Origin of the sequence: Exiguobacterium sp. s21, assembly GCF_018617975.1 — a bacterium.
In the GTDB taxonomy this organism is placed as follows: domain Bacteria; phylum Bacillota; class Bacilli; order Exiguobacteriales; family Exiguobacteriaceae; genus Exiguobacterium; species Exiguobacterium mexicanum_A.
In genome coordinates, this window is sequence record NZ_JACSLF010000018.1 from 15,201 (window position 1) to 30,788 (window position 15,588).

Consider the following 15,588-nt stretch of genomic DNA (forward strand, 5'->3'; position numbering starts at 1 on the left):
TTCCCCCTATTCGTTCGGACGTTTGTCCTTCTCTCTCTTTAGTATACGCCGTTTTTCTGAAAAAGTTTCATTTCGACACGGGGAAAGTGGCGAGCTGTTCGTTGATTAGCTGAAACCGATGCGTATCCTCAGGCTCGACTTCCTCGACGATTGTGGTTAACGCTTCATGGGCAGAACGTTTCAACGCATCCGTGATTCGTCCGGTCAGTTTGATTGAAGCGAACGCGCTCGCGAGGATGACGACGTCACACACGAAACGATCTCCGTTCAACATCCAGTCGTCCGGCGTCGAGATGTCTTCCTCGAGCCAGTCAGAAAGGACGGCATACGCCCCTTCCAGAAAATCGAAGTCCTGCTCTTTTCGAAGCGCTTCTCCGAACATGTCGAGGACGTCGGCCCCTTCATCGCTCCCGAACGGCGCGAACTCGTCCGTACAGTCTAAATAAAAGTCTTCCTGGAAATGTTGCATAAACGCCGGGTTGGCCGTCAACGGATGCGGGCCGATCTCTGGGTCATCTAAGTAAAGATGGTTGTCCCAGTCGTACTCGACCTCAACGTACCCTTTCTTTAGTTTTTGACGGACGAGTTTGTCGGCTTCTTTCTTACACTCTTCTGCTGTATCAAAAGACTTTAGTTGGACTTTACCAACCGTACCGAGCTTTCCATACTGGACGACGAACTCGTCTGTGCCGACGCGGATGTTCCAAAATTTTGTAGTGTGCAGTAAATGGACCTTCATTTGCCACTCCCCAATAATATTTATTATGTTTTCATTATACGGTGAATTAGCCAATCTGGTGATTCGCTTTTTAGTGTATTATTTTTCAATTGTTAACATTTTTTTATTATAAAGGAATATATAAGTATACATTGAATTCCTTTAAGAAGACTAAGTTATCATAGAGACTTATCGATGAAGGAGGGCTTATGCAGAAAAGAAAAATGTATTATTTCATCATATCGACCTTAATCATCGTCGCTTTATTTAAAATCGGGGGTACTTTCCTTTATACAATGATTGTAGATCGCCCGACCCAACAAGACATGTCGGGAAATCCAAGGTACATCGACGGTGAATTGGCAACCTTTAAAGATAAAACAGAGAATCTAGAGGATACTAATGATATACCGAAGTGGTATGACCTTTTGTCGAAAGAACGGTTTGAGAAGAAGACGTCTGGCGAAGATCAAGAGACTGTTTCAGATGTCCTAAAATGGGCAGTTATAGCTTTCTTGCTCATTTTATTTCTCAAGTACTACAAGCGAGTACGAGATTGGTGGGATAAGCGGCGACGCAAAGCGACACCGTCCTCAGCTGACGAAAGACCATTCTCAGATCGAGCCAACATGAACACGGTGACCAATACCACACCAATCTTTCTCTATGCCTCTGATACTGAGCTTGGGAAACTACTCGTGGAGTTGAATGACACCTTGAGCGACACTCAAAAACGAAAACCTCACGAGACCGTCTCAGAGTGGTTTGCACGCATTCGATTCGAACAATCTGTGAAACCTTATGCCGATGTGCGATATGGAGAACTGAACGTGATCGACGAGCGCTCACTTCATGATTTCAAAGTATCTGTCAGACAGTATATACAACACTACAAAGGAGAGAAATCTTGATGAACATTCGTACGATGATTGAGGAAATCAACCAAGTCTATTTGGGCAACCCGACAGTAGTAGAGTTGTGTGTGACGTCGCTGTTGGCAAACGGACATGTGCTCTTAGAAGATGTACCGGGCACCGGGAAAACGATGTTGGCCAAGACGTTAGCGACGAGTTTCCACGGCGACTTTTCAAGAATTCAGTTCACAGCCGACTTATTACCGTCAGATATTGTCGGTTCAGATTTTTTCAATCTAAAGACGCAAGAGTTTGAAAACAAGCAAGGCCCGATCTTCGCCAACATCGTGCTCATCGATGAAATCAACCGGGCCGTCCCACGTACCCAGTCCGCATTGCTCGAAGCGATGGAAGAACGACAGGTGACGGTCGGGGGCAAGACATATCACCTTCCTACCCCATTCTTCGTCATCGCGACGCAAAACCCGATTGAATCATCTGGTACCTTTTCTTTGCCTGATGCGCAGCTTGACCGGTTCATGATGTGTCTACATACAGGGTACCCGACCGAAGAATTCGAACTTCAATTGTTGGAGGAATCCGTCACCGAGACTCGGAAGGCGGTACTGGCGAATGTCGATTTCGAGCAACTCCTACAATATCGAGCCGATGCCATGAAAATCCACATCTCGAAAGATGTGTTACGTTATATCGTCTCGATCGCGACCGCGTCACGTAGTCACCGGAATGTTCAGACGGGGATCAGTCCTCGTGCGACGATCGCGCTCTCGAAAGCCGCTCAAAGTTATGCCTATATCCAAAATCGTGACTATGTCACACCAGAGGACATCAAGTTCTTGGCCCCATACGTTTTCGCACATCGATTGACACTGACGCTAGAGGGCGAGATCAAGTCCTCGAAGGCCGTGGTCATGGAAGAACTCTTGGCGACCGTCCCGGTCCCGGTCGAGATGGGCATGTGACTCCGATGAACATCACGACCAATGTATTTTTCTTGCTTGAAAAACGAATCCAAATCGTCTTATTTTCAGTGATGGTCATCTTGTTGTTCGTGCCGTACCTCTCGATTTTTTCATTCGTTCTTGCTGTTTTTTTGGCGGCAAGTCTTTATATCGAGCGTTACACGAAACGACTGACTGCACAAATGGACGTCACGTGGAGACAGTTCGACTCGATACTGTTCAAAGACGAAAGTTGTAAGTTCACCCTTGAACTGACGAACGTGCACCTCTTAAACGAAATGAGCACGAAAACGTATATACGTACGCCAAAGGATGGACCTTACGTCGTGAACTTAGAGGGGCATACGGAAACCATCATCGAATTGGACGAGCTGCCGTCTGATTTCGTCTTCGAACTTACAGGTAATCGAAGGGGGCCCATCGAAATAGCTGAAATCTCCATCACGATTAGCTTGCCTCTATCGTTAGGGACGTTGACACTCTATTTGGCTCCCCCTTTAAGTTGGACGGTCTATCCATCGATTTCAAGTACTCATGCGCAGCGTATCCGCTCACACCTAAAGCTTGGTGAGCGCGTCTCTAAATATTCTCCGATTAAGGATCGGTTACTACAAATCTCCTCGAAGCCCTATGAGGATGAACCGTCTAGACAAATCGACTGGTATGCGACGGCGAAGAAATCCACTTTGCAAACGAAACTGTACCAGCCGGTCAATCAAGACATGTTCACGGTGTATCTCGACTTGTCGGCTTCGAATGGAATCGGCCTTCATCATCAGTTCGAAGAGTTGATAGAGGATACGGCATTGGTCAGTCGGGAATTGATTGAAAGCGGCGGGAAGGTCGAGCTGTTTGTGAACCGATTAGATCAAAAGGGACATGTCAATCACTTGAGCATCCAAGAAGGGGCGAAGCAGCTTAAAAACATCCTCGCTTTACTCTCTAGTCTATCGGAACAAGATCACTATATGGGTTCAACCCGTTTCTCGCCTTACGTGACGAAAATAAAAAACAAGCAAGCTCAGCTCATAAAAATAGCATCACCTAACTGACTTTTTAAAAGCCCAGTTAGGTGATGCTTTTTTTTTACCTTTTTTAGTCTTCAAAGAACCACTTCTTACGCGGTTCCACTTTCAGGTTGTCCCCGTGCTTCTTCATCTCGGTGATGAGGTAGCGTTCGAGCTCATTCATTGCCTTGACCCAATCTGTCATCGTCGCGACGAGCGGGACGACGGTCAGGATGAGGTCCTCCTCCTCCTCACGCATTCTCTCAATCATTAGCTTGGCGAAGTCGAAGTTCTCGTGAATCAAGTCCTCTTCCCGGTCGATGATGTGCTCGTTCTCTAATTCATAAGCCGAGAATAGACGCTCATGCCGTCTGAGCAAGTGCCGCATATGACGCATCAATTCGTCCTCAAGCTGAGGTGGTAGATGTTCGAGTGTCAGAAAATCGTCATGCAGCTTGTCGAGCACGTGGATAGCGGCACTGTTCGTATCAATCATCTTCGACTTCAAGACGGCCCGGCGATAAATCGGCGTCTTCTTCTCGAGCCAGCGGTTGGCTTTAATCTCTTCTTCAAAGAAGTCGTACGTCGTCTTTGAGGCTCGATGTTTCTTTTTCGTCTCATCGAGTGACTCAAATGACGAGCGTCCTCCCTCTGTTTCCGAGAACAGTCGCGCGATGCGGACGGCCATTTGGGAGACGGTCGCGATCTCGTCCTCAAGCTTCCGCTCATAGCGCGGCGGGAACAAGAGCGCATTGACGACAAGCGCCACGGTGATCCCCATCATGATGAGCAAGTAACGTTCACCTGCGAACATCCAGACGGGCATGTCCGACTGGCTCGCCCCTTCCATAATCAGAATCGTCGTCAAGATGACGGTCCGGGTCGTCGACTCGAGGTTCAAAAAGAGAAGGATCGAGATGGCGATGATGATGACGACTCCGATGGCGATCGGTGTCGGGTTCGGCGTCAACATTAATGAGAAGACGGCGAGCAAAGCCCCGATCAAGTTCCCTTTTAGTTCTTCTAATAGCCGGACACCCGTCTGATAAACGGACGGCAATAATGCGAGCGAGGCCGCGAGTGCCGGTACGACAATCTGTTGAAATTGAAATGCCTCGGCGATGAGCAATACCAAGGCGACGGATATCCCGGTCTTGATGGTTCTAGCTCCAAATCTCATGCGGTGTCGACAACGAAGTGTCTTCCTCCCTTATACACGTCTTAACTTTTTGTATCCCACTTACCCTGCCCTGAAACCTCACAACTTCAAGCCGTTGTCTCCTGTTTCGATAGCGCTTCCGTGGTATGATGGCGTTGGATATTTTCTTTTATCTTGATTGGGAGGGGTTTACTTGTCAACCATTGCTTTATTTGGAGGGAGCGGCCGCACGGGGATGCGGTTGCTTGAACGTTTGTTAAAAGACGGCCACGACGTCCGACTGTTGTCACGTCGCGAGGTTGAACCGAGGGATCGTCTCACGGTCATCATCGGTGACGCGACCGATGCGGATGCCATCGCAGAAACGGTGAAATCGGCCGACGTCGTCATGTCGGCGCTCGGTACGGATAAGCAGGACGTCTTGTCCCGCTTCACGCCGCTCATCATCTCAGCGATGCAAGCAGCCGGGATCACGCGCATCTTGACGGTCGGGACGGCCGGCATCTTGCAGGCACATGATTCTGACAACTATCGTTTCGAGACCCGCGAGTCGAAACGTTCGATGACGACCGCGGCCGAGGATCACGCCTGGGCATATGAACTGCTCGATGCATCAACGCTCGATTATACAATCGTCTGCCCGACCCAATTGATTGAAGACGCGTCCGTCGGGAACATCGTCATCGCAGCTGACGTGCTCGGGACACAGAACTCGGGACCAATCTCGCGTGACGATGTGGCTGATCTCGTCATTCAAGCCTGGGAAAACAACTCATATCGTAGACATCGCGTCGGCATCACGACGGAATCATAAGTAGGGGATGGGGATTTATGAACGAACAACGCATGCGCCTCGCGCAATTGACCGACGTATTTGACATGCAAGCTGAGACCGAGTCAGCTCGTCTCGCTAAGACCGCGCTCCGAAAAGTGACACAAAACGAGATTTGGATCGCGGTCTGTGGTCATTTCTCGGCCGGTAAGTCGACACTTCTCAACAATTGGCTCGGGGACGGTGTGTTACCGACGAGTCCGATTCCGACGAGTGCGAATATCGTGACGCTTCGACATGGGGAAATCGGGGCATCCGTCGCCGTCAACGATACAGATTGGATTCGACTCGCACCGGATGAGCTCGACCGTTTGAGCGACTACTGCAAAATCGAAGAGATTAAAGAAGTCGAGTACGCCCTGCCCCGCTTCCCGTTTGGAAGCGACGTTGTCCTCATGGACACGCCTGGGATCGACTCGACCGATGAACGGCACCGTCAAGCGACGGAACGCTCGCTCTTTCTCGCCGACCATCTGTTCTTCATGATGGACTACAATCACGTCCAGTCCGAACAAAACATTAAACTGATGAAACAGTTTAGCGCCGAAGGACGTCCCTACTCGATCATCATCAACCAAATCGATAAGCACGATGAAGGAGAGCTTCCATTCAGCACGTTCAAGCGTTCGCTCGAGACCACCTTCACCCGTCACGCCATCAATCCGGACGATATGTTCTACATCTCGCTCCGTGAGCTCGATCACCCGGAAAATGAGGTCGAACGCCTCCGGACGTACGTCCAAACCGTCATCGACGCCGCGCGGGAACATGCGGAAGCGCGCGCCGACTTGCTCGTTGACACGTTGCTCGCCCGGTCCACTGGTGCGCACGACGCGCTCCTGAACGAGTTGCCGGTCATCGAGAAGCAGCCGACGGAGATTCAAGCCCGCCTGCAACGTCTCGACAAAAAATCGATATGGCTCACCGCGTTCCGCCGCGAGTTCTTCAAACACCAGACACCGATTGTCGCGAGCGCGCCAATCATGAACTACGAGTTCCGCGAACTATTGCGGGACTATCTCGAGAGTTGTGCACCGGAGTTCAAAGTCGGCCTGTTCTTCTCAAAAGAGAAGACGCGACAGGAACGCCTGCGTCGTGAAGACATTGCCGTCAAGGAGTTCAACCGATTGATCGATACGAACCTTCGCCCCCACTTGATCAAGTACGCCGAAGATATCGTCCGCGATTTGAAACTGCCCGAGGCGATTCTGTCCCGTCCGGATACGTTACCGACTGCACCGAGCACGCTCATCAGTGACCAAGTGAAGTCCGGTGCCTCGCTCAGTGGTGACACGGTGCTTCAATTCAGCCGCGACATCGAGTCGGCCCTCGCCTCTTGGGTGACGAAAGTGTCCGAACCGTGGGTCACGTCCGTCGAAACGTATCTTGAGGTTGAAGGCCAAGACCGAATCCATTCCATCGAGACCGAGCAAGACGAATTATATGACATGCTCGACACGTTGGCGCTACAACGTCAGCTGGCCGAACAGAGAGACGAGCTCACCCATTACACGACACGTGACCTCTCGGATTCGCGTTTGACGGACCTTGAGACCCGTCACTACGTCACGGCCGACCAATTACCGCAGAAACAAGTCGAACATCAGCAACAAGAAGTTGCTTCGACCTCGCTTTTTGTGGATGATATTACTGCTTTGTCTTTTGATTTTTCGTATGAATATGCGGTATGTGAAATATTAGAGAACCATCCGTTATTCAAGTCACGCGTCAAATCGCTCCGTCATAAATTGGCCCGGGCCGAATCCGAGACGTACACGCTCGCCATCTTCGGGGCGTTCTCGTCCGGCAAATCGTCGACGTTGAACGCGTTGCTCGGTGAGACGGTGCTCCCGACGTCACCGAACCCACTGACGGCGTCGATCACGAAAATCGTGCCGCCGAACGGCCGTGCCAACAAGAGCGCGTTGATCACGTTCAAGACACGTGCCGAACTCGAGGCCGAGCTGAACGGTTACGGGGCGTCACTCGACGCACTCCATCTCGACCACCCGTTCGTAAACGCCGTCAAGAACGCTCCCCTGTCCTATCTCGGTAGCCAGGAGACGGTCGACTATGACACGTTCTGCTCGTTCGTCACGGAGGAAGAGAAGAGCTGTATCGTCAAAGAGATCGAGCTCGCCATCGACTCCCCTTGGGCCGAGCGCGGCATCATCTTCGTCGACACGCCGGGTGCCGACTCGCAGTTCAACCGTCATAGCGAGGTGCAGTTCGGCTATATGCGTGACGCCGATGCTGTTTTATTTGTGACGTACTACAATCACGCTTTCACCGAGGCCGACCGTGAACTCGTCATCCAGCTCGGACGGGTCCAAGGGACAGGTGACCATCACATGTTCTTCCTCGTCAACGCATCAGATTTGGCGGCCGATGAGACGGAACGGCTTGCCGTCACTGATTATGTGTCGAACCAGTTGACGAAGCTCGGTGTCCGTCATCCGACGGTGCTACCGATTTCGAGCCGGAACGCCATCCAAGGCACGGACGCAGGATTCGAACGATTCTCGGCCAAGCTCGAGCAATTCGTCGACCACGATTTGCGTCAGGCGAACGCGGTCCGCATCAAAGATGAGGCACATGTCCTCGTCACCGCGTTCGAGGACGTCGTCCACGAGGCCGAAGCGGATGCGAGCGTCAAGGCGGCCCGCCGTGACAAGCTCGAACAAGTGCGCACGTCTGACAATCGTCTCAACGTCACGACGCTCGAAGACCCGTTCAAGCGCGAGACGGACGAGTTGCTCGCCCACCTCGAGACCCGCTCGCTCCTCCGGCTGTCGGACTTCGTCAAAGAGACGTTCCATCCGGTCGAGGTCGATGGATCGAAGGCGAGCCTCGAGCGCGCCCTCAGCCGGACACTCGACAAGTATGCGTATGACATCCATCAAGAGCTGCAAGTGTTCCAATATCGGCTCGAGCGCTTCTTGAAACGGGAGACGGAACGCTTGATCGAGCGCGAGACGCTCAAACTGCGTCCGCTCTTGCCGACGTTGTCGTTCGAAGACGACATCGACATCGATTGGCTCCGCGACGCCGTCGACCCAATCACGTTCGAGGCGGCCCGTTTCCGTCCCGTCTTAAAGCACTATAAGAATGCGAACCAGTTCTTCGAAGGCGATGGCCGGACGAAGTTGCGCGACGACTTGAGCGCCTTGTTGAAGACGGCGGTGCGTGAACAACTCGCGCGCGTCGGAAGTCATCAAGTCGAACGGACGGCGAAGCACCTTGCCGCGCTCGAGACGACGCTCAGCCAGGACTGGGACCGTGAAGTGAACGACCTCATCGCCGGTGAATTGAGCGTGCTCTCGGACGGACAATCGTTCCAAGACATGACACAGCGCCTCGCTGCGCTCAGAAAGGACTGAACGCATGGGTTCTTTGTTGCTCGTCGGCCTGATTCCGGCCGTCATCATGACGGTCGCACTCGGCTTGTTTATTCGCCACCTGTATCTGAATAGAGAGTAGACTTTCAAGGATGGGACCGAGACCGGCCCCATCCTTTTTTCATGTCGTCATGAACGGATTTCAAACCACTCCTTGACGGTCCCATAGCTTTTCGACGTTCACGAGTTCATGTTGATCGAACGTCACTTTATATATGTCCGGCATATCGAGTTCTTTCCAGAACGTATAGCCATACTGTTCATCAAAATAATTGAGGATCAGCACCATGATATTCCCGTGCGTACCGATTGCGATTCGCTTTCCTTCGTATTGGTCGAGTAGTGCCTGAATCGCACGGACTCCCCGCTGTTGAGCGACAACGTTCGATTCGCCGCCTTCCCATGTAAAAGTAGGATCTTCCCACACTTTCGTCATCGCCAACGTGAAATCTTCCGCCGGTTTTGTCGTCAACATCCGTTCCCGCAAATCGTCCATGAGTAGCACTTCTGTTCCAAGCTGGTTAGCAATCCCTTGTACCGTTTGAATGGCTCGTTTATATGGGCTCGAGACGACGAGATCAAACTTTTCTTCACTCAAGGTGTTCGTGATGTTACGGACGTCTCTCGCTCCTCTTTCAGATAAAGGTCTCGTCCACTCATCGGCTGTATATGTAGAGTGTGCATGTCTTACGAAATATAAGGTCGTCATGTCATCGTCTCCCGTTCTTTGTATGTCATCATTCACTATTATTCCACTGAAACTTATTGTAAAATTATCCAGCGTGACTTCATTATAATCCTCAAAAAGAGGATAACGCCTACATATTTTTTTCCGATGAAGACGAACATCGAAGTTGGAACGGTGAGAATATACCGTGGGAGTTCACGATGTTAGCCACAAAAAATATAGGTTGATGGGAGAGGCAAACATGAGAAGCAGAATTCACATACTCGGCGCTTCGGGCTCCGGCACGTCAACGCTTGGCGACGCGTTGGCGAACGTGTTGCCGCATACATATCTCGATACGGATGAGTATTTTTGGACCACCAAGTTCACCGAACCGAGACCCGTCCCTGAACGACGCGAGATGCTCAAAGAAGAGTTGCTACAATCTGAACGGTGGATTCTATCAGGATCTCTCGCAGGTTGGGGCGACTGTTTCATGCCCTATTTTGATTTGGTTATCTTTTTATGGATCCCACCAGATGTTCGTTTGGCCAGATTGCAACAACGGGAGCTCGAACGCTATGGAACGGAGGCACTCGCTGGCGGCAGCCTATACGAGGAATCACAAGCGTTTTTGAAATGGGCCGCCCTGTATGACCATGCCGGGACGGAAGTGAGAAGCAAGACGTTACATAACCAATGGCTTGCTGAATTGTCTTGTCCCATCCTAAGAATCGAGGGCGACTATTCGACTGAAGAACGGATTGCGATGGTGCTGAATTTTCTAAAAGAGGATTTTAGTCATAACAAAAGAGCCCCGAGCACAATGCTCGAGGCTCTTTATTATGCGTCAGCCGGGTACCGCACGTCGATGCGCTGCCGGATATCGGTCATGACGTCCGCGAGTGTGAGCATATCGTCAAATGAGTGAATCTCGGTCTCCCGCTCCCCTGCTTCAATCATGTTCACGAACGTCTGAATCTCATACGTCATATGACTCGCCTGTTTTGAGCCGAAATCGACGGTCGTCGCATCGCGGCCAACGAATGTCAAGCGGTCGAGCGAACCGATATCGTCAATCACGATGCGCCCCGCTTCCCCGATGATTTCGGACGGAGCGTCCGTTCCGTGAATCTTCGAGTGGAGCACGATGATGTCCATGCCGTCATACGACAAGATGGCCGAACCACTGCCGTCGACACCCGACTCGAGCTTGACCGCGTTTGCTTGCACGCCGTCCGGTCGACCGAACAGTTTCAAGGCCGGGCCGAGGCAATAGACGCCGAGGTCCATCAGTGAGCCGTTCGAGAAGGCAGGATTGAACGTGTTCGGGTTGTCTCCACGTTTATACAAGTCGTAGCGTGACGAGTATTGCGACTTGTTCAAGATGACACGCCGGACGGGGCCGACCCGATGGAGTTCTTGACGCAACACATCGAAGTTCGGCATGAATAGGTTACGGAGCGCTTCGAGCAAGACGACGTCATGTTCGCGCGCCGTCTCAAGCATCAGTCTGACTTCCTCGACGTTCGAGGCGAACGGCTTCTCACAGAGGACGTGCTTGCCGTGGCGGATGAACAGCAGGCTCTGCTCAGCGTGGAGCGAGTTCGGGCTCGCGATATAGACCGCATCGATCAACTCACTGGAAGCCATCTCCTCGAGTGAGGTGAACGTGTTTGGAATATCAAATTCTTCAGCGAACGTTTTCGCGCGCTCGTCTGTCCGGGAATAGACGGCGGACACGGATGCGCCTTCGACTTCATGGGTCGCTTCAATGAAAGAACGGGTGATAAAGTTTGTGCCGATGATACCGAATCGAATCATAGGAAAATCCCTCTTTTCTTTAGGTTGTGATGATTTTGCTAAGGACGATTTCGTCATGGAGCGGGATGCAGTGCTCCCCGATGACGGGGATCGACGGTTTATGTAACCGGGCCGCATCGACCGCACCCGGGATGATCCGTGCGAGGCGCCAGCCTCGGCGTTGGTAAAAGGAGAGCGCACGCAGGTTGTCGTTCGTCGTGATGAGCGACAGCCGTTCGAGCTGATGGTGTTTGGCCAACCGCTCCACTTCATCGAGGAGTGCCGAGCCGATGCCACGCTTCTCCTGGAGGCTGTCGAGCGAGATGATCTCGATCTCGTCTTCCCGAATGACATACGTGACGAGGCCGATGATGACGTTCGTTTCCGACCAGATGAACCCGTCAAGCGTGGCGCAACCATACGTCCCGGTCGAGATGACCATCTCAGATGAGCCCCAGGCATCGATAAAGAATGCGCGGACCGCGTCACGCGTCGAAGGGGTAATCGGTTCAATCATCGTCGAATCACTCCGCCTCTCGGGCAGGTGACGGTTTTGGCGCACTCGCCTCGGCGTAAATCCGGAATTGTTTGAACTGTTCATCGTAAATCAGGCGAATCGCCCATTTGAACGCCTTTACATATAGGGCATATAGCCAGGATGAAGGGATGAGTGAAATCCGAATCGTCACATCTGTCCCGTCTGTCGTCTCGCTCAACGTATACGTCGCAATCGACACCCCTTGATTCGTCACCGCCTGCACCTCGCATTCGTGAGGACGATTGACATACGTCAACTCAGATTCGACCCGAATCTCTTTTTTCTCGAACTGTTGGACCGAGATGAACCGTTTTCCTGTCACGAGTGAGGTGTCACCATCCTCGTAAATGTTTTCAATCAAATGGTCGTTCCATTTGATGATGTGTTCGTCTTCTGCGAGACAAGCGAACGTGTGGTCAATCGGTGCGTCGATTGTCATTGTATATGTAGCCACTTCAAGTTGTTTCACATCAAATCCTCCTTCATCGATCGACATTCTTTTTTTCATTACGTTAGACAAGTTCTTTTTCAAAACAGACATACCGTTCATGCCCTTTCGGTTTCGAATCGAAATGGACGCTTCCACGTTCCACGTAGCCGTGTCGTTTGTAAAAGTTGCAGGCTGCCTCATTTCCTGAGAAGCTGTCGAGCCGGATACTGGTGTAACCTTCCGCTTTTGCCAACTGTTCAGAGGCATGTAACAGGGCTTTTCCGCTACCTTGACCTTGCCGCTCCGGATGCACCATTAAGGAATGGATGACGAGCGGATGGTCGTGACGCCAGTGAATCGCCTCCCATTCGTGCGACTGCCATGATCGAGTACAACGACTCCGAGCAATTCCTCACCGTGTTTCATGATATAGACAGAATCATCTTTGATACACATCTCGAAATAAGCACGATTCGGGTACGTGTCGTCCCATTGAAAAATCTGTCGGGCGAGCAAATCGTCTTTACAAGCGAGATACAGTCGTTCGATTGCAGTTAAATCTGATGGTTTGGCTAATGCGATTGTGTTCATTCCAATGCTCCGTTCTTTAGGGTGACTATCTTTTATTGATGATCCGCTCGTATTTTTTATACTCGTCGTGGTCCATGCTTAGACCGAGCAGCTCAGCGATTGTGTCTTGTCGCCACGTGGTGGGATTAAAATACTGCGAGCCCGTGTTGAACCAGCGCCCCTTTTGATCGAATCCCCATGTATACTTCACCCGGTCAAGCCCTTGCTGTAGAAGCATCTTTCCTTCTGCTGGATGGGCTCGCAAGCGATGTTCGCCGAGACGCATATATGGTTCGACGGCCCACGGGCATCGTTCAATCGCTCGTTGAACATATGTATAATCGAAATGATCGATGTCTCTCCTCGCCAACGCAATACATAGCAGGCCGCTCACTTCTTCCGGTCCTTGTTCGATGAGCGACTCTGCCAAAGCGACATCCTCGTCTGTGATGACAAAGTCATTCCAACCCGCCCAATATAAGGCGAGCGCGAAATAGAACGGGTCATTCGGATGAAACGTATAGGCAGTGAGACCGAAGCTATTCACCCGGGCAAAATCTTCGATGGTATCAATCAACTCATACCCGATGAGCATGTCCCATCGGCTGTTATCAGTCGGGTCCATCATCACATGATCAATCAACATCTGCTCGATGCCTCGGGTTTGTTGAAGGTAATGTTCAAGCTGTTTGAACTGGTTTGCCTCAACGTAGGCGTCGATGGGATCCATCATCGCCTGTTGCTCCACCGAGAGGGTCTCGTTGCCTGAATACAGCTCAAAGATATTCCCTATGTTATAATCATTCAAAGATGTGTTCTCCTCTCCCACGTCGCTTTCCACGGTGAGCGCTAGTAATTCTGTCGATATGATTGCGTTTTTAGAAAAAGAATTTATCATATTCGTTGCTATATTTTCTTTAAAAAAGATATCACATTCGGTATTTGAAATAAAATTATTCAAAATACTCTAGAATGGTTTCTGGGTCATATTCCAACCCTACCAGCTCGCTCGACCAATCGAGGCCGCACAGCAGCTCATCATCCGACATGTTCGGCAACCAGCGTTCAAGGAATAGCTCGACCGGCAACTCGATCACATGATAGTCGGCCCATTCTTTAACCCGGCACGCGAGCGCAAGCTCTCGTGACGAAAAGAATAACAAGACGTCTGTGTCTTCGACGTGCGATGGTGCGTACGCCCACCCCTCGTCTTGCTCCGCAGATAATCCGAAGACGAGTCCATTCTCCTCGACTCGTTCGCAAAACGTCTCGAGCACGTCGCTTTCCGCCTGCGTCACTTCGACGAACGCCTCAAACGAAAGCGCCGCCACCTGGAGTTCGTCTAACTCGTGCCACCAGACGTAAATCGTCTCCCGGTCGTCTTTTAGAAAACCGAGCTCATCACCGGATCCGTTCGTCGCAAGCGTCACGAACCCATGCGGTAACTCCTCTTGTTTCAATTCGTTGGCTCGAATGACGTCATCCCATGTCTTATTGAAAAACCGCTCGTCCTTGATCGGATAAAAGAACCAATCCCCAAGTTCGAACTTGTTCTCATGACCCCATGCGTCACGTAAGCCGTCCGGGAAGCGTGACCCCACTTGTTACTCTACCTGTTCAATCGTTTCGACCGAAATTCCTGAAAGATTCGTATCAAGCCTCATCTCATCGCCTTCTTTCTAACATCAATAACATGAGTATACTGAATTTACAAAAAAGAGGGAATTGATTCCGACAAGTTGATTCAATAATGATCACGATTCTGTTGCGCCAAACGTTTGTAAAACGTAAAAAAGGACCTATAGACAAGGTCTATCGTCACGAGAAATCATTCGGTTGTAAGTAGTAACTTCTTAGTCGATTCAACGACGTACCATAGGAACACCGTACTAACGCAGCCTCGCATGCGCTTACGCCAAGAATAAATAATAACGTTCCGACATCTTCAAGCTCATCAAAACCGAACTGCTCCAATTGCCAATCGTGAACGATTTGATAATAGGCAATCCATAAAAATGGCACCGGAAAAACGCGCCAATAAAACGTCTTGATTCGCTTCGGTAAATGGAACTCCATCTGTCTCGCTCATCCTCATCAGTCAGTACCATGACGTGGTCGACTGTAAAATGGTCATCATTCGTGGACGATTCGAACGCCGCTCACTTCATAATCACCGATTTGAATGAAATGGAACCGTTCGCCCTCCGCTAACCCTCTGGCAGTTCTCGAAAATCCAGCTACAATGTCAGGACGTTTCCGTGCACCGAACGGCCACTTGTACAACACTTCGTCTTTCACGATGTAGCCGACCTGACCTTGAATCGTCAGCGCCGAGCTATCGTGAAGAAGCTTCGGTGTCTTATACTTGTTGAGTCGACCGGTCACATCGATATGAATCAAGTCATACCAAATCGACGGACAAAGCCAGACCCCGGTTCGATTTGCTTGCAACAATTCGCAGTCGACAATGGTCGGCGGACGTACAAAATCTGACTGATAGCGTTTTGACACTCCCACGGCTAAAGCCGCAAGCCCATCCTTTCAGGATGGGTGGGATTCTGAAGTGCCCGTGCGGACGCAGGCCATTTCTGTTTTGTCCGAGCCTTCAGATGAGGGTGTGCCATCACCC

At 50.9% G+C, this 15,588-nt stretch carries 16 protein-coding genes and 1 pseudogene; 6 read left to right on the forward strand and 11 right to left on the reverse strand.

From position 1 onward, the window contains the following. Positions 1 to 67 precede the first annotated feature (67 nt). Positions 68 to 739, reverse strand: coding sequence for a WGR domain-containing protein (locus tag KNP06_RS14560; RefSeq protein WP_214712777.1), 672 nt, complete (start codon positions 737 to 739; stop codon positions 68 to 70). Positions 740 to 927: 188 nt separating this feature from the next. Between KNP06_RS14560 and KNP06_RS14565 the strand changes: the two genes are divergently transcribed. Genes KNP06_RS14565 through KNP06_RS14575 form a run of 3 tightly spaced genes read left to right on the forward strand, consistent with a single transcriptional unit; the run spans position 928 to position 3,607 of the window. Continuing rightward, positions 928 to 1,629 carry a hypothetical protein gene (locus KNP06_RS14565; RefSeq protein ID WP_214712779.1) on the forward strand — a complete coding sequence of 234 codons (702 nt, stop codon included), beginning with the start codon at positions 928 to 930 and terminating at the stop codon, positions 1,627 to 1,629. Then, positions 1,629 to 2,555 carry an AAA family ATPase gene (locus KNP06_RS14570; protein WP_214712781.1) on the forward strand — a complete coding sequence of 309 codons (927 nt, stop codon included), beginning with the start codon at positions 1,629 to 1,631 and terminating at the stop codon, positions 2,553 to 2,555. The genes KNP06_RS14565 and KNP06_RS14570 overlap by 1 nt, the downstream gene beginning before the upstream one ends. Before the next feature lie 5 nt (positions 2,556 to 2,560). Continuing rightward, positions 2,561 to 3,607, forward strand: a complete 1,047-nt coding sequence (locus KNP06_RS14575) for a DUF58 domain-containing protein (protein ID WP_214712783.1) — start codon at positions 2,561 to 2,563, stop codon at positions 3,605 to 3,607. 43 nt (positions 3,608 to 3,650) lie between these two features. Here KNP06_RS14575 and KNP06_RS14580 read toward each other — a convergent pair whose 3' ends face one another. Then, positions 3,651 to 4,742, reverse strand: a complete 1,092-nt coding sequence (locus KNP06_RS14580; RefSeq protein WP_214707830.1) for an FUSC family protein — start codon at positions 4,740 to 4,742, stop codon at positions 3,651 to 3,653. A 172-nt stretch (positions 4,743 to 4,914) separates the two neighbouring features. On the opposite strand from KNP06_RS14580, the gene KNP06_RS14585 reads away from it, so the two are divergent. Together KNP06_RS14585 and KNP06_RS14590 are read left to right on the forward strand one after the other, a co-directional pair. Then, positions 4,915 to 5,535, forward strand: a complete 621-nt coding sequence (locus KNP06_RS14585) for an NAD(P)-dependent oxidoreductase (protein ID WP_214712785.1) — start codon at positions 4,915 to 4,917, stop codon at positions 5,533 to 5,535. 17 nt (positions 5,536 to 5,552) lie between these two features. Further along, positions 5,553 to 8,933, forward strand: a complete 3,381-nt coding sequence (locus KNP06_RS14590; RefSeq protein WP_214712787.1) for a dynamin family protein — start codon at positions 5,553 to 5,555, stop codon at positions 8,931 to 8,933. Positions 8,934 to 9,093: 160 nt separating this feature from the next. Here the strand turns inward: KNP06_RS14590 and KNP06_RS14595 are convergent, their stop codons facing one another. Then, a complete protein-coding gene (locus tag KNP06_RS14595) occupies positions 9,094 to 9,660 on the reverse strand; it encodes a histidine phosphatase family protein (protein ID WP_214707837.1) in 567 nt (188 codons plus the stop codon). Between the two features lie 220 nt (positions 9,661 to 9,880). On the opposite strand from KNP06_RS14595, the pseudogene KNP06_RS14600 reads away from it, so the two are divergent. Next, positions 9,881 to 10,414, forward strand: a pseudogene (locus KNP06_RS14600) (P-loop NTPase family protein); the annotation flags it as partial. A gap of 47 nt (positions 10,415 to 10,461) precedes the next feature. Here the strand turns inward: KNP06_RS14600 and KNP06_RS14605 are convergent. The 8 genes from KNP06_RS14605 to KNP06_RS14640 form a co-directional block, all read right to left on the reverse strand. Next, positions 10,462 to 11,442: a Gfo/Idh/MocA family protein gene (locus tag KNP06_RS14605; protein WP_214712791.1), complete on the reverse strand. Its 981-nt coding sequence runs from the start codon at positions 11,440 to 11,442 to the stop codon at positions 10,462 to 10,464. 19 nt (positions 11,443 to 11,461) lie between these two features. Then, positions 11,462 to 11,938 carry a GNAT family N-acetyltransferase gene (locus KNP06_RS14610; protein WP_214712793.1) on the reverse strand — a complete coding sequence of 159 codons (477 nt, stop codon included), beginning with the start codon at positions 11,936 to 11,938 and terminating at the stop codon, positions 11,462 to 11,464. 7 nt (positions 11,939 to 11,945) lie between these two features. Continuing rightward, positions 11,946 to 12,428, reverse strand: coding sequence for an SRPBCC family protein (locus KNP06_RS14615; RefSeq protein WP_214712795.1), 483 nt, complete (start codon positions 12,426 to 12,428; stop codon positions 11,946 to 11,948). Positions 12,429 to 12,471: 43 nt separating this feature from the next. Next, positions 12,472 to 12,705, reverse strand: coding sequence for a GNAT family N-acetyltransferase (locus KNP06_RS15495; protein WP_214712798.1), 234 nt, complete (start codon positions 12,703 to 12,705; stop codon positions 12,472 to 12,474). After that, positions 12,705 to 12,980, reverse strand: coding sequence for a hypothetical protein (locus tag KNP06_RS14625; protein ID WP_214712800.1), 276 nt, complete (start codon positions 12,978 to 12,980; stop codon positions 12,705 to 12,707). The genes KNP06_RS15495 and KNP06_RS14625 overlap by 1 nt, the downstream gene beginning before the upstream one ends. A 25-nt stretch (positions 12,981 to 13,005) precedes the next feature. Then, a complete protein-coding gene (locus KNP06_RS14630; RefSeq protein WP_214712801.1) occupies positions 13,006 to 13,767 on the reverse strand; it encodes a hypothetical protein in 762 nt (253 codons plus the stop codon). A gap of 145 nt (positions 13,768 to 13,912) precedes the next feature. Further along, complete coding sequence (locus KNP06_RS14635; protein ID WP_214712802.1) at positions 13,913 to 14,560, reverse strand: DUF2750 domain-containing protein; 648 nt, start codon at positions 14,558 to 14,560, stop codon at positions 13,913 to 13,915. 532 nt (positions 14,561 to 15,092) lie between these two features. Next, positions 15,093 to 15,476, reverse strand: coding sequence for a hypothetical protein (locus tag KNP06_RS14640; RefSeq protein WP_214712803.1), 384 nt, complete (start codon positions 15,474 to 15,476; stop codon positions 15,093 to 15,095). Between the last annotated feature and the right edge of the window lie 112 nt (positions 15,477 to 15,588).